The organism is Nocardioides sp. NPDC057577 (assembly GCF_042801335.1).
Classification (GTDB): domain Bacteria; phylum Actinomycetota; class Actinomycetes; order Propionibacteriales; family Nocardioidaceae; genus Nocardioides.
The window spans coordinates 14,198-27,419 of sequence record NZ_JBHVGB010000025.1 but is presented as its reverse complement, the minus strand read 5'-3'; the positions used below and the strand labels follow the sequence as shown (position 1 = coordinate 27,419).

At 71.3% G+C, this 13,222-nt stretch carries 12 protein-coding genes; 8 read left to right on the top strand and 4 right to left on the bottom strand.

Translation table 11 applies throughout. The features are described 5' to 3' along the window. Positions 1–10 precede the first annotated feature (10 nt). The 5 genes from ACFU7D_RS07880 to ACFU7D_RS07860 are packed head-to-tail and all read left to right on the top strand — an operon-like array spanning position 11 to position 4,805. Positions 11–796 (top strand): SDR family oxidoreductase, encoded by a 786-nt coding sequence (locus ACFU7D_RS07880; RefSeq protein WP_378865426.1) that lies wholly within the window; start codon positions 11–13, stop codon positions 794–796. Between the two features lie 10 nt (positions 797–806). Further along, positions 807–2,507 carry a thiamine pyrophosphate-binding protein gene (locus ACFU7D_RS07875; RefSeq protein ID WP_378865423.1) on the top strand — a complete coding sequence of 567 codons (1,701 nt, stop codon included), beginning with the start codon at positions 807–809 and terminating at the stop codon, positions 2,505–2,507. After that, positions 2,504–3,466, top strand: a complete 963-nt coding sequence (locus ACFU7D_RS07870) for a PDR/VanB family oxidoreductase (protein ID WP_378865420.1) — start codon at positions 2,504–2,506, stop codon at positions 3,464–3,466. Before ACFU7D_RS07875 ends, ACFU7D_RS07870 begins: the two co-directional genes overlap by 4 nt. A gap of 37 nt (positions 3,467–3,503) precedes the next feature. Further along, positions 3,504–3,734: a recombinase-like helix-turn-helix domain-containing protein gene (locus ACFU7D_RS07865; protein ID WP_378865418.1), complete on the top strand. Its 231-nt coding sequence runs from the start codon at positions 3,504–3,506 to the stop codon at positions 3,732–3,734. A gap of 3 nt (positions 3,735–3,737) precedes the next feature. Beyond that, positions 3,738–4,805 (top strand): Rieske 2Fe-2S domain-containing protein, encoded by a 1,068-nt coding sequence (locus ACFU7D_RS07860; protein ID WP_378865414.1) that lies wholly within the window; start codon positions 3,738–3,740, stop codon positions 4,803–4,805. Between the two features lie 31 nt (positions 4,806–4,836). Here ACFU7D_RS07860 and ACFU7D_RS07855 read toward each other — a convergent pair whose 3' ends face one another. From ACFU7D_RS07855 to ACFU7D_RS07840, 4 genes are all read right to left on the bottom strand, one after another. Next, positions 4,837–6,378, bottom strand: a complete 1,542-nt coding sequence (locus ACFU7D_RS07855) for an AbgT family transporter (RefSeq protein WP_378865411.1) — start codon at positions 6,376–6,378, stop codon at positions 4,837–4,839. Between the two features lie 5 nt (positions 6,379–6,383). Then, positions 6,384–7,358 (bottom strand): alpha/beta hydrolase family esterase, encoded by a 975-nt coding sequence (locus tag ACFU7D_RS07850; protein WP_378865408.1) that lies wholly within the window; start codon positions 7,356–7,358, stop codon positions 6,384–6,386. A 109-nt stretch (positions 7,359–7,467) separates the two neighbouring features. Further along, complete coding sequence (locus tag ACFU7D_RS07845; RefSeq protein WP_378865405.1) at positions 7,468–8,229, bottom strand: creatininase family protein; 762 nt, start codon at positions 8,227–8,229, stop codon at positions 7,468–7,470. Further along, positions 8,226–8,915 carry a FadR/GntR family transcriptional regulator gene (locus ACFU7D_RS07840; protein ID WP_378865403.1) on the bottom strand — a complete coding sequence of 230 codons (690 nt, stop codon included), beginning with the start codon at positions 8,913–8,915 and terminating at the stop codon, positions 8,226–8,228. Before ACFU7D_RS07840 ends, ACFU7D_RS07845 begins: the two co-directional genes overlap by 4 nt. Positions 8,916–9,004: 89 nt before the next feature. On the opposite strand from ACFU7D_RS07840, the gene ACFU7D_RS07835 reads away from it, so the two are divergent. The 3 genes from ACFU7D_RS07835 (at position 9,005) to ACFU7D_RS07825 (ending at position 13,220) form a co-directional block, all read left to right on the top strand. Beyond that, a complete protein-coding gene (locus tag ACFU7D_RS07835) occupies positions 9,005–10,024 on the top strand; it encodes a LacI family DNA-binding transcriptional regulator (protein ID WP_378865401.1) in 1,020 nt (339 codons plus the stop codon). 116 nt (positions 10,025–10,140) lie between these two features. After that, a complete protein-coding gene (locus tag ACFU7D_RS07830; protein ID WP_378865398.1) occupies positions 10,141–11,820 on the top strand; it encodes a glycoside hydrolase family 13 protein in 1,680 nt (559 codons plus the stop codon). Positions 11,821–11,852: 32 nt separating this feature from the next. Further along, positions 11,853–13,220 carry an ABC transporter substrate-binding protein gene (locus ACFU7D_RS07825; RefSeq protein ID WP_378865395.1) on the top strand — a complete coding sequence of 456 codons (1,368 nt, stop codon included), beginning with the start codon at positions 11,853–11,855 and terminating at the stop codon, positions 13,218–13,220. Positions 13,221–13,222: the final 2 nt, after the last annotated feature.

The window sequence follows — 13,222 nt, the reverse complement described above, 5'->3', positions numbered from 1 at the left end:
ACCCCAGACCATGGACCTCCATCTCGCCGATCGCACCGTGCTCGTCACGGGCGGCAGCTCCGGCGTCGGCCTCGCGACCGTCGCCGCCCTCCTCGAGGAGGGCGCGAACGTCATCACCTGTGCCCGTCGGCTCGACGTGCTCGAGAAGGCGCTCGCCGACCTCGGTGCGCCCGCCGACCGGGTGCTCGCGATCAGCTGCGACGTACGCGACGCCGACCAGGTGAACGCGCTCGTCGAGGCCGGGGTGGCCCGGTTCGGCGGGATCGACGGGCTGGTCAACAACGCCGGCCAGTCCCGGATGCTCGGGCTGGACAAGGCGACCGTCGCGGACTTCCGCGACGAGCTCGACCTCAAGTTCGGCGGTGTCCTGAACGTCACCGGCGCCGCGCTTCCGCACCTGCGGGCCTCCGACGCTGCCGCGATCGTCACGATCAACGCGGTGCTCGCCCGCCAGCCCGAGCCGCGCCTGGTCACCACCTCGGCCGCGCGCGCCGGGCTGCTCAACCTGACCAAGTCGATGGCCTCCGAGTACGCACCCGACATCCGGGTCAACAGCGTCTGCCTCGGGCTGATCGACACAGGCCAGTGGCGGCGGCGCTTCGAGGCCGACGAGACCGCCGCCTCCTACGAGGCGTTCGAACGCGACCTCGCCGCCGACCGCGGCATCTCGCTCGGCCGGTTCGGCCGGGCCGAGGAGGTCGCCGCGATGGTCGTGACCCTGCTGTCCCCGCGCGCCTCGTACGTCACCGGCGCTGCGCTCGACGTGTGTGGCGGCGTTGCCCGCTACGTGGCCTGAGGAGACCGAGATGACCAACCTGACCACCGCCCCCGCACCCGATGTGGTGACCTACGCCGACGGCGGCGACCTGCTCGTCGCGGTGCTTCGCGAGGTGGGCGTCGACACCGTCTTCGGCGTCATCTCCGTCCACAACCTGCCGCTCGTCGAGGCGGTCTCGCGCGAGCTCCGCTTCGTACCGGTACGCCACGAGGCGAGCGCCGTCAACGCGGCCGACGGCTACGCCCGGGCGACCGGCGGCCTCGGCTGCGCGCTGACCAGCACCGGCACCGGCGCGGGCAACGCGGCCGGCTCGCTGATCGAGTCGCTGAGCTCGGCCACCTCCGTGCTGCACGTGACCGGGCAGGTCGAGTCCGCCTACCTCGGCTCCGGACGCGGCTTCATCCATGAGACCAAGGACCAGCTCGGGATGCTCGAGGCGGTCTCGCTCGACGCGGTCTCCGTGCCCTCGCTCGAGGAGTCGGCCGGCATCCTGCGCGCCGCCGTCGACCGGGCGCTCGGTGGTCGCGGGCGCGCCGGCGGCCCGGTGAGCGTCGAGTGGCCGATCGACCTGCAGTACCTGCCCCAGCGCGAGGTCGTCGAGGTCGTCGCGGAGGCCGAGGAGCCGGTTGTGTCGGCGCCCGCGGGCCTCGATGCGCTGACCGAGCTGATCCTCGCCGCCGAGCGGCCGCTGATCTGGGCCGGCGGCGGCGTCGCCGAGGCCGGCGCGGAGCTGACCGAGCTGGTCGAGACCTGGGGCGCGGGCCTGCTGACCTCCAACTCCGGTCGCGGTGCGGTCCCCGAGGACCACCTGCTCGTGGTCGGCAACTACGGCGCCACCCCCGGTGGCGGCGAGCTGCTCGCCGAGGCCGACCTGCTGCTCAGCATCGGCACCCACTTCCGGTCCAACGAGACCCGCGACTACGACCTCGTCCTGCCCGCGGTGCACGTCCAGGTCGACCTCGACCCGGCCGCGCTCGGGCGGGTCTTCCCGATCGCCGCCGGCGTGGCCGCCGACGCTCGTGACGTGCTGCCCGCCCTCACCGCCGCCGTGCGCGAGCGCAGTGAGATCTCGAGGGAGTGGCGGGGCCGGGTGACCCGGGCCCGCGAGGACGTACGCGCCACCCAGCGCGAGGGGCTCGGCGACCACGCCGTGCTCGCCGACGCGCTGCGCTCCGCGCTGCCGCGCCGATCGGTGCTCGCCCGCGACGTTACGATCGCGTCCTCGTCGTGGGGCAACCGGCTCTTCGAGGTCTACGACCCCCGCGACAACGTCTTCCCGCGCGGCGGCGGCATCGGCCAGGGCCTCGGCATGGGTCTCGGCGCCGCGATGGGCCGCCCCGACGAGCCGACCGTGGTGATCGCCGGTGACGGCGGCCTGGCCGTACATCTCGGCGAGCTGCTCACCCTCGCCCAGGAGCGTCCGTGGCTGGTGCTGCTGGTCTTCAACGACGGCGGCTACGGCGTGCTCCGCAACATGCAGGAGGCCCGCGGCGTCGACCGCGCCGGCGTCGACCTCACCACCCCCGACTTCGCCGCGCTCGCGGGCGCGCTCGGCCTGCCGTACCAGCGCATCGGCACCGCCGCCGAGGCCGCGACCGAGCTCGACCGAGCCGTCGCCCGGCGCGGGCCGGTGCTCGTCGAGGTCGATCTGACCTCCTTCGGCCCGATGCCGCGGCCGTTCACCCCACCGGTCAAGGTCCCCGAACCGACCACGAGGAGGTCGTCATGAGTCTCGCCACCGAGGAGCAGGAGCTGGAGCTCCTGGTCAAGCAGATGACCCTGGAGGCCGACGGCGTACTCTCGCTGCGGCTCGTCCACCCCGACGGCGACCCGCTGCCGGAGTGGAGCCCGGGCGCCCACGTCGACCTGACCCTGAAGGGGTCGCTGGTGCGGCAGTACTCGCTGTGCGGCGACCCCGCCGACCGCGGCGGCTACCGGGTCGCGGTGCTGCGCGAGCAGGCCGCCCTCGGCGGCTCGGAGTACGTCCACGAGGGGCTGCGCCCCGGACACCGCCTCCGCGTGGTCGGCCCCCGCAACAACTTCGACTTCCTGCCCGCCAAGCGCTACGTCTTCGTCGCCGGCGGCATCGGGATCACCCCGCTGCTCGCGATGCTCACCGAGGCCGAGCGGCAGGGCACCGACTGGGAGCTGTGGTACGGCGGCCGCCGCGAGGACTCGATGGCGTTCCTCGACGAGCTGGCTGCGTACGGGGACCGGGTGAGGGTCATCCCGGAGGAGACCCACGGCCGGCTCGACCTCGCCGCTGCGCTGCCGACGCCCGACCCCGGCACGCTGGTCTACTGCTGCGGACCCGAGGGGCTGCTGGCCGCTGTCGAGGAGCACGCCGCGGGCTGGCCCGACGGGACGCTCCAGGTCGAGCGCTTCAAGGCCAAGCAGATCGAGGTCGACCCCGACGGCGAGCAGCCGATCTCGGTCGACTGCCGCCGATCGGGCCGGGTCGTGCAGGTTCCTGCTGACGTACCGGTCATCGATGCCCTCGAGGGGGCCGGGATCACGGTCTCGAGCTCGTGTCGCGACGGCATCTGCGGCACCTGCGAGACCAAGGTGCTCGCCGGCACCCCCGACCACCGCGACTCCCTGCTCAGCGACACCGAGCAGGCGACCGGTTCCACCATGATGATCTGCGTCTCCCGGGCGCGGACCCCCGAGCTGGCGCTCGACATCTGACGCGCCGTATCGACTGCACACGAGGGAGAACACAGCAATGGGCTATCTAGCGCCGATCCAGGCGGCGGTCACCGAGACGACGCCGTGGGAGACCAAGCTCGCCGGTGCCATCGAAGAGGTCTTCGGTGGCGGGCGGCACGACCTGCCGGGTCTCGTCGACGGGCTCAACGAGCTCGGCATCCCGGCTCCCGGCGGCGGTCATTGGACCGCCGAGGGATTCACGACAGCGATCGCCGAGCTCGCCGCGGCGGGGAAGCAGGAGGACTGAGCCATGGGACCGATGGTCAAACGACAGCTGAGCGCGGACCAGATCCTCGCGACCGGCCTGCGCAACCAGTGGTACGCGATCTGCCCCTCCGACATGGTGCCGCAGGGCGGTGTCCACCGGGTGCGCCGGCTCGGGATCGACTGGGTGCTGTTCCGGGAGTCCGACGGCACCCTGCGGATGCTCGAGGACCGCTGCCCCCACCGGGGCGCGCCCCTCTCGCAGGGTCAGCACCTCGGCAGCAAGATCGCCTGCGCCTACCACGGAGTCCAGGTCGACGGCACCGGCAAGGTCGTCTCGGTTCCCGGCCTGCCCGGCTGCAACCTGGAGGGCAAGACGCTGGTGCCCAGCCCGCCGCTGCAGGAGCTGGGCGGCGCGATCCTCGCCTACATCGGCGACGAGCAGCACCCCGATCCCGCCCCGGTCGCCCTGCCTGACCCACTGGTCGACGAGGAGATCTCCTCGTTCCTCTGCTACGCCGAGTGGGACACCCCGTGGCGCTACGCCATGGAGAACCTGCTCGACCCGATGCACGGTGCGTTCCTGCACCGCGAGTCACACTCGATGTTCGGCGGTGACGTCGAGGCCAGGTTCCGCATCCGCGAGACCGACCGCGGCTTCTTCTTCGAGAAGACCGACCAGCGCGGCGTGAACTTCGACTGGGTCGAGTTCTGCCGCACCGGCATCGACTGGGTCGACCTCTCCATCCCGTACCCGCCGACCGCCGGCCCCGGCGGCTCCTTCGGCATCGTCGGCATGGGCACCCCGATCGACGAGCACACCACCGCCGTGTTCTTCTGGCGCTACCGCAAGGTCAGCGGCTGGGAGCGCGACGTGTGGCGCTTCCTCTACCGCACCAAGCTCGAGGCCCGCCACTGGCACGTGCTCGAGCAGGACCGGGTCATGCTCGAGGCCATGTCCGAGGACGCCGACCAGGCCGAGAACCTCTATCAGCACGACCTCGGTGTGGTCCGGCTGCGCAGGCTCTACAAGAAGCTCGCCGAGGAGCAGGCGACAGCGCTCGCGCCATCGCCTTCACCTTCACCTGAGCCGGTACCGGCCGGGCGCGCCTGAGGCGAGGCCGGCCGGCCCTGCCGGAGGTGGGTCAGCGGACCGGAGCCCCCGGCCCCAGCGGGATCCCGAGCGCCCACCACAGGAAGAACAGGGCGGTCCAGGCCAGGCTCATCGCGATCGCCAGCGGCAGCGTGTAGGACGCGAGGGTGCCGATGCCGGCGTCCTTGCGGTAGCGCTGCAGGAAGCCGAGGGCCATCACGAAGTACGGGCTCATCGGGGTGATCGCGGTGGAGCCGGAGTCGGCGATCCGGAAGAGCGCCTGGGTGGTCTCCGGCGGCACCGAGAGCAGCATCAGCATCGGCACCAGGACCGGTGCGGCGATGGACCACATCGCCGAGCCGCTGGTGACCATGATGTTGACGACGCTGAGCAGCACCAGGACGAGCAGGAAGACCACCCACACCGGGATGTTGCTGGTCTCCAGGGCCTCGGCGGAGTTGACCGCGAGCACGTCGCCGAGGTGGGACCACTCGAAGTACGCCAGGAACTGTGCGATCGCGAAGAAGAGCACGAGCACCGGCGCCATCTGCTTGATCCCCTGGCCCATCAGCGCCGGTACGTCACCGGCCTTGGTGATCGAACCGGACAGCGTGCCGTACACGGTGCCGGCGAGGCCGAAGAGCACCGCGACGATCGCGGCGATGCCGGTGAGGAACGGCGACTCGGTCAGCGACCCGTCCTCGCCGCGCAGGGGCGAGGACGGCGGGATCACGACGGCGGCGACGACCACGATCGCGACCAGCAGGCTCACCAGGGACCAGCGCAGCGCACGACGCTCGCGGCCGTCGAGCTCGAGGGTGCCGAAGTCGCCGTCGTCGGCGTCCTCGTCGGCGTCGAGGTCGGGCCGCTTGGAGAGGACGAACTTGGTCATCAGGGTGATCACCGCGGCCAGCAGCAGCGAGGAGGCGATGTTGAAGAACCAGTTGCTGACGGGGGAGACGTACGCGCTCTCGTCGACGATCTGGGCAGCGGCGGTGGTGATACCGGCGAAGATCGCGTCGTTGGGCGTCGGGATCGGGCTGGCGTCGTACCCGCTGGCGATCGCGGTGTAGGCGACCACGATCCCGAGGATCGGGGAGCGTCCCACGGCCCGGAAGGCGAGTCCACCGAGCGGAACCAGGATGATGTACGCCGCGGCCGAGGCGACGTGGGCGACCGTTCCGGTGAAGGCGACGGCGAAGACCACCCAGCCGACGGGCACCCGGGAGATGCCGGTCTTCATCGCCGCGGTCAGGAACCCGGTGCGCTCGGCGACCGCGACGCCCATGATGACCACGACGATGGTCGCCATCGGCGGGAACTCGGCGAAGTTGGAGACCATCGTGGAGACCGCCATCGCCAGGCCCTCCCCGCTGAGCAGGCTCTGGACGACGACCTCCTCCCCGTCGCTCGGCGAGATCACCGAGACGCCGGCGGCGGCGCAGATCGCGCTGATCACGGCGAGGATCGCGGCGAGGATCCAGAAGAGCCAGAACGGGTGCGGCAGGGCGTTGCCGACGCGCTCGACCACACCCATGGCGCGGATGATCCACGGCAGTCTGTCGCTGCTGGTGGGGGTTGCGGTGCTGGTCATGTCAGTCACCCTTCGCTGGTGAGGCGGTGGCGGGAGAAGAAGTCCCAGATCACCGTCGCGGACTCGATGGTGTGGGTGACGTGGCCGCCACCGGAGTAGATGTCGCCGCCCGGCCAGACGTGGCCGCCGCCGGCGACGGCGACGTGCTGGACCTCGGCACCCTGGTCGCACCCGGTCCACCGGGTGGTCGCGATGTCGCGGCGGGTGCGGGTGGTGGAGGTGGTGCAGCCGTTGTGCTCGGCCCAGCCCTGGACCCACTCGGGGATCGCGGGCAGGTCACGGTCGGCGTCGCCGGCGTAGGGGATGGTCGCGTCGGCGACACCGTGGATCTCCAGGATCGGCGTCGGCGGCGCCTCGGCGCAGCCGGTGCGGGCACCGGGATAGAGCGCAGGTGCGACCGGGGCGACGGCAGCGAAGGTGTTCGGGAGCTGACAGGCGAGCAGAGCGGCCAAGCCGGCGCCGTTGGACTTGCCGGTCGCATAGACGCGTGTCGTGTCGATGCAGTGGTCGGCCTCGATGGCGGCGAGCAGGTCGCGGGTGAAGGCGACGTCGTCGACTCCCGGTGCCTCATAGGGGGCGCCCTGCCAGGCCTTGCGGTAGCCCGATCCGGTGCCGATCGCGCCGTCGGGATAGGCGACCACGGCGGGTAGGTCGGAGAGCTCGGAGAAGCCCTCGACCTCGACGCCGGTGCTGCCGCGGCCGTGGTAGGCGACGATCAGCGGCCAGTCGTCACGGCGGTCGTAGCCCTCGGGCAGGCGCAGCACGTAGCTGCGCTCGAGGTCGCCGCTGGTCAGCTCGTACTTCTGGCTGCTGTCGGGCTCCTGGTCGGTGGGTTTGGCGCAGCGCGTCGTCTCGCCGGTCGCACGGTCCGGGGCCGAGGTCGAGGTCAGTGCGGTGGTCGCGGTCGGGGCCAGGGACAGCGCGGCCACGGCGGCGACAGCGGCTGCCGGCGCCAGCAGGCGGAGGTGTCGTGGGGACATGTCGTGCTCCTTTCGGGGCATCATCTGGGTGCATGAGGGTGTGCTGGATCGCCCGGCGACGCGGTGCGCGTCCCGGTCGGGGTCCCGAGCTGGAGGGTGGGCGGGTGGCCTAGGTGTCGAGCCACTCCTTGATGAAGGCGACGAGGCGGTCGGTGGCCTCGCCCAGGATCGCGCGGCCGTCCTCGCCGGTGGCGCGACGCGGGTCACCGAGCACGCCGGTGGGGGAGAGACGGTCGTAGGGGAGGGCTACGGCGGGATGGCTCACCGAGCGGGCCAACCGGGCCAACGGGTCGAGCTGGTCGGGCGCGGTCGTGCCCGGGGCGAGCAGGTCGTGGCGTACGAGATGAGGGGCGATGTGCAGCATCTGGGCGGTCTCGGCCTCGCCGCTGTGACCGGAGACCTCGCTCAGCTCCATGCCGGCCACGGCGTCCTTGGCGAGTGCGGTCACCGGAGTCCAGGCGAGCTCCAGGTCGGGCCGGTCTCGCAGCAGCTCCTGGGCCAGCGTGCCGAGAGTGGCGTTGTTGCCGCCGTGACCGGTCACCACGAGGAACCGGCGCCAGCCGTGGGCGGCCAGCGACTCGACGTACTCACGTACGACGGCGGCGAACAGCGCCGGGCGCAGGCTCACCGTGCCGGCGAAGGCCTGATGGTGGGGAGAGACGCCGACCGGTACGCCCGGACCGATGACGACCTTGCCGGGGAGGGCCTCGGCAACCGAGTCGGCGAGGGCCTCGGCGCGGATCTGGTCGGTGGCCAGGGGCAGGCCGGCACCGTGCTGCTCGAAAGCACCGACGGGGATGACCACGACCGTCCCGCTCTCGGCGGCCGCCGCGGCCTCGAGGGTGGTCATCTCGGCGAGCTTCGGGGTCATCGGGCCTGCTCCGGACCGAGGGTGGAGGCGATCGCCTCGCGGATCGCGACCAGGTGCTCACGGGTCAGGGCGGCTGCGGCGTCGGCGTCCCCGTCGCGTACGGCCTCGACGATCCGGAGGTGGTCGGCGTGGTCGCGGTCGCGGTCGGTGTAGCGGTGCCGGATCTCGATCTGGTCGCGGGCCCTCACCTGCAGCAGCGCCTCGACGGTCTCGCGCAGCAGCAGGTTGCCCGACGCGCCGGCGAGCGCGACGTGGAAGTGCAGCTCGGGCCGCTCGTCGGCGTACTGCGGCTTGAGCGAGTTGTCGGCCGAGAGGGTCAGCGCGGCGAGGTCCTCGTCGGTGCGCTGCACGGCCGCGGCCGCCGCGACCGGCGGCTCGAGCACGATCCGGGCGTCGAGGAGCTCGATGACCGACTCGCTGCGCGACTCCGAGACATGCGGGTTGACCAGCAGCCGCCGGTTCACCCCGCCGCTCACGTAGGTGCCCGATCCGTGCCGGAAGCGGATCACGTCGGTCGCCTCCAGGCGGCGCAGCGCCTCCCGGATCGTCGGTGTGGTCACCTCGAACCGTTTGGCCAGCTCGCGGGAGGAGGCCAGGGCGTCGCCCGGCTCCAGGCCCGCGGCCTCGATCATGGCGACGATCCCGTCGGCGATGCGTTCAGAGAGCGATGGTGTGTTGCTGGTCACAGAAAGTGACTAAATCACTTATTGAATTGTGCGTCAAGGACGACGATGCTTGCAGACAGCTTGCGTAAAGCAGTTATATTCTTGCGCTCATGAGTAGACGTCTTGCCGACGCAGCGGCCCGCGCCAAGGTCTCCGAGGCGACCGTGAGCCGGGTGCTCAACGGCAAGCCGGGGGTCTCGGCGGCGACCCGCGAACGGGTGCTGACCGCGCTCGACGTACTCGGCTACGAGCGGCCGGTGAAGCTTCGCGGTGAGCGTGCCAGGCTGGTGGGTCTGGTTCTGCCTGAGTTGCAGAACCCGATCTTCCCGGCGCTCGCCGAGGTCCTCGGCGCCCACCTCGCCCAGCAGGGGCTGACCCCGGTGCTGTGCACACAGACGGCCGGCGGCGTGACCGAGTCGGAGTACGTCGACCTGCTCCTGGAGCAGCAGGTGGCCGGCGTCGTGTTCGCCGGCGGCGCCTACGCACAGCGGGACGCGGGCCATGCCCACTACGACCGCCTCGCCGGCCGCAACCTTCCCGTGGTGCTTATCAACGCGGCCATCGACGACCTGCCGTTCCCTCGGGTGGTCTGTGACGACGCCGATGCGATGGAGCAGGCCGCCGAGCACCTGATCGCGCTCGGGCACGAGCGGATCGGGCTGGTCCTGGGCCCGCGCGACCACGTTCCCTCCGAGCGCAAGCTGACCGCCTTCCGTGCCGTCTGCGACCGGACCGGCGTGCCGTTCGACGAGGATCTGGTCGTCCGCAGCCTCTACTCGCTCCAGAGCGGACAGGCCTCCGCGGCGCGGCTGGTCGAGCAGGGCGCGACCGGCATCGTGTGTGCCAGCGACCCGCTCGCGCTGGGAGCGGTCAGGGCGGTGCGCCGGGCCCGGCTCTCGACGCCTGCGGACGTGTCCGTGATCGGGTTCGACGACTCGGCGTTCATGGCCTTCACCGACCCGCCGCTCACCACCATCCGGCAGCCGATCGAGGCGATGGGCCGGGCGGCGGTCGACTTCTTGGTGAGCCAGATCGACGGCACGCTCGGGCCGGTCGACGAGCTGCTCTTCGAGGGCGAGCTGGTGGTCCGGCGCTCGACCGGACCTGCAAGCCGGCGCGCAAAGTCCTGAAATTAATTACGCACTGTCAAGTTCTTGCGCACCTTCTGCGGCTGGCTCTACGGTCGCTGCACGCCGTCAGGGTGACGGCTATCACATGAGTGTGAGCTGCCGAGAACGGAGTGCCCGTGACCGCCACGGAATCTCGACGGAGCGAGCCGGCACCGGCGCCGCTCCCGGTCTTCACCGAGCGCCCTGCCGACTGGTGGCGCTCCGCGGCGATCTACCAGATCTACCCGCGCAGCTTCGCCGATGCCAACGGCGACGGCACCGGTGACCTGGCCGGGGTGCGAGCCCGTCTGACCTATCTGCGCGACCTCGGGATCGACGCGATCTGGTTCACCCCCTGGTTCCCCTCGCCGATGGCGGACGGCGGCTACGACGTCGCCGACTACCGCGCGATCGACCCGCTCTTCGGCGACCTCGCCGAGGCGGAGGCGCTGATCCAGGACGCCCTCGAGCTCGGCATCCGCACGATCATCGACGTCGTCCCCAACCACGTCTCCGACCAGCACCGCTGGTTCCGGGCCGCGGTCGCCGCGGGACCGGGCGCACCCGAACGGGACCGGTTCTGGTTCCGCGACGGCCGTGGCCCTGACGGCGAGCTGCCGCCCAACGACTGGACCTCGGAGTTCGGTGGCACCGCCTGGACCCGGCTCTCGACGCCCGACGGCGTCCCCGAGCAGTGGTACCTGCACCTCTTCTCCGCCGAGCAGCCCGACCTCAACTGGCAGCACGAGGACGTACGCCTCGAGCACGAGGAGATCCTGCGGTTCTGGTTCGACCGCGCGGTTGCCGGGATAAGGATCGACTCCGCCGCGCTCCTCGCCAAGGACCCGGACCTCCCCGACGTCCCCGCCGACCCGCGACCGGGGGAGCACCCCTACGTCGACCGCGAGGAGCTCCAGGAGATCTACCGTGGCTGGCGCCGGATCGCCCAGGAGTACGGCACCGACCGGGCCCTGATCGGCGAGGTCTGGCTCCCCGACACCGCCAGGTTCATCCGCTACCTGCGCCCCGACGCCCTGCACGCGGCGTTCAACTTCGACTTCATGACCGCGCCGTGGGACGCCCAGGCGCTGCGTACCTCCATCGAGACGACGCTGCGTGTGCACGGCGAGGCCGACGCACCGGCCACCTGGGTGCTCTCCAACCACGACGTCACCCGTCCGGTGACCCGCTACGGCCGCGTGGACACCGCGTTCGCGTTCGAGACCAAGCGCTACGGCACCCCGACCGACCGAGCTCTCGGCGAGCGGCGGGCGCGGGCGGCGGCGATGCTGGCGATGGGGCTGCCCGGGGCGTACTACCTCTATCAGGGCGAGGAGCTGGGCCTGGACGAGGCCGACATCCCGCCGGACCGGATCCAGGACCCGATGCACTTCCGCAGCGGTGGTGTCGACCCCGGCCGGGACGGTTGCCGGGTGCCGCTGCCGTGGAGCGGGGACCGGCCGCCGTACGGCTTCAGCCCGACGGGCGCGAAGACCTGGCTGCCTCAGCCCGAGGGCTGGGCGCACCTGACCGCGCAGGCGCAGTCGGCCGACCCGCGCTCGATGCTCAGCCTCCACCGGATGGCGCTGCTGATCCGGCGTACGCATCCCGACCTCGCCACCGGCGACTTCGGCTGGATCGAGACCGCTCCCGGGATCATCGCCTTCCGCCGCGGCGCGCACTTCGCGTGCGTCGTCAACCTGACCGACACGTCCGTGGAGCTGCCGAGCAGCGACCACGTCTGGCTCGCCAGCTCGCCGCTCGACGCGGGTCGGCTCGCCCCCGATGCCGCGGTCTGGCTGCGGCCCACGACCTGAGACCCCACCACAACATTCCAGGAGACAGACCCATGAGATCCACTCGGTTGCGCAGTGTCGCGTTCGCCGCGGTCGCGGCCGTCGCGCTCGGCTCGCTCGCCGCCTGCGGCGAGTCGTCGGACGACGGCGACGGAGTCACCATCACCGTCGAGGGCTGGCGCCCCGGCGACAAGCAGGCCACGATCGACGCCGTCAAGGCGCAGGCGGCGGCCTTCAACAAGGAGCATCCCGACATCACCGTGAAGCCGGTGGAGTGGCAGTGGAACGCGCAGACCTTCCCTGCCCAGCTCTCGGGCGGCACGCTGCCGATCTCGTTCCGGGTGCCGTTCACCGACACCAAGGGTCTCGTCGAGCGCAAGCAGGTCGCCGACGTCGACGCGGAGGTCCGTGAGCTGCCCTACTTCGATCAGCTCAACCCGACGGTGCTGGCCGCGGCGCAGGGCACCGACGGGAAGGTCTACGGGCTGCCCTCCGACGTCTACGCCAACGCGCTCCACTACAACCGCGACCTGTTCACGAAGGCGGGTCTCGACCCCGACAACCCGCCGACCACGTGGGAGGAGCTGCGCTCGGCCGCCAAGCAGATCCACGACCGGACCGGTGCCACCGGGTATGCCGAGATGACCACGGGCAACACCGGCGGCTGGATCCTCACGACCCTGGTCTATGCCCTCGGTGGCCGGATGGAGACACAGGACGGGGACGCGTTCACCGCGACCGTCGACAACCCGCAGACCGAGCAGGCGCTGCAGCTGCTGCAGGACATGCGCTGGACCGACAAGTCCTTCTCCGGCAGCACCGCCTACGACTGGAACAGCATCAACCAGGCGTTCGCGGCGGGGAAGGTCGCGATGTTCATCAGCGGCTCTGACGTCTACAACTCCCTCGTCACCACCGCGGCGATCGACCCCGAGTCGTACGGGCTCACCGCGGTCCCGATGGGGGACTCGGCCGACGCCGGCGCTCTCGGCGGTGGCTCTGTCAACGTCGTCAGCGCCAAGGCGAGCGAGGCGGAGGCCGAGGCAGCCGTGGCCTGGGCGGACTTCTTCCGGGTCCGCAAGTACACCGACGAGGACGCGGCCGTCGCCGACGCGAAGACCCAGACCGCGGCCGAGCAGCCCGTGGGGACGCCGACCTTCCCGATCTTCGACGAGGCGTCGTACACCACCTACCAGGGCTGGGTGAAGGACTACGTCAACGTGCCTCTGGACCAGATGACCGGCTACACCTCGAGGATGTTCGACCTCACGCTGGTCGCCGAGCCGCCCGCGCAGACGCAGGCCGTGTACGGCGCGCTCGACCCGGTCGTTCAGAAGGTGCTCAGCGACGAGAGCGCCGACATCCCCGCGCTGCTGAAGGATGCCGACGCCTCGGTGCAGCAGATCCTGGACAAGGGGTGAGG

Excerpts from the sequence above, each read along its gene's own strand:
- ACFU7D_RS07850 (WP_378865408.1), bottom strand. The coding sequence starts at position 7,358 with ATGTCCCCACGACACCTCCGCCTGCTGGCGCCGGCAGCCGCTGTCGCC.
- ACFU7D_RS07865 (WP_378865418.1), top strand. The coding sequence starts at position 3,504 with ATGGGCTATCTAGCGCCGATCCAGGCGGCGGTCACCGAGACGACGCCG.
- ACFU7D_RS07855 (WP_378865411.1), bottom strand. The coding sequence starts at position 6,378 with ATGACCAGCACCGCAACCCCCACCAGCAGCGACAGACTGCCGTGGATC.
- ACFU7D_RS07870 (WP_378865420.1), top strand. The coding sequence starts at position 2,504 with ATGAGTCTCGCCACCGAGGAGCAGGAGCTGGAGCTCCTGGTCAAGCAG.
- ACFU7D_RS07825 (WP_378865395.1), top strand. The coding sequence starts at position 11,853 with ATGAGATCCACTCGGTTGCGCAGTGTCGCGTTCGCCGCGGTCGCGGCC.
- ACFU7D_RS07835 (WP_378865401.1), top strand. The coding sequence starts at position 9,005 with ATGAGTAGACGTCTTGCCGACGCAGCGGCCCGCGCCAAGGTCTCCGAG.
- ACFU7D_RS07860 (WP_378865414.1), top strand. The coding sequence starts at position 3,738 with ATGGGACCGATGGTCAAACGACAGCTGAGCGCGGACCAGATCCTCGCG.
- ACFU7D_RS07880 (WP_378865426.1), top strand. The coding sequence starts at position 11 with ATGGACCTCCATCTCGCCGATCGCACCGTGCTCGTCACGGGCGGCAGC.
- ACFU7D_RS07845 (WP_378865405.1), bottom strand. The coding sequence starts at position 8,229 with ATGACCCCGAAGCTCGCCGAGATGACCACCCTCGAGGCCGCGGCGGCC.
- ACFU7D_RS07875 (WP_378865423.1), top strand. The coding sequence starts at position 807 with ATGACCAACCTGACCACCGCCCCCGCACCCGATGTGGTGACCTACGCC.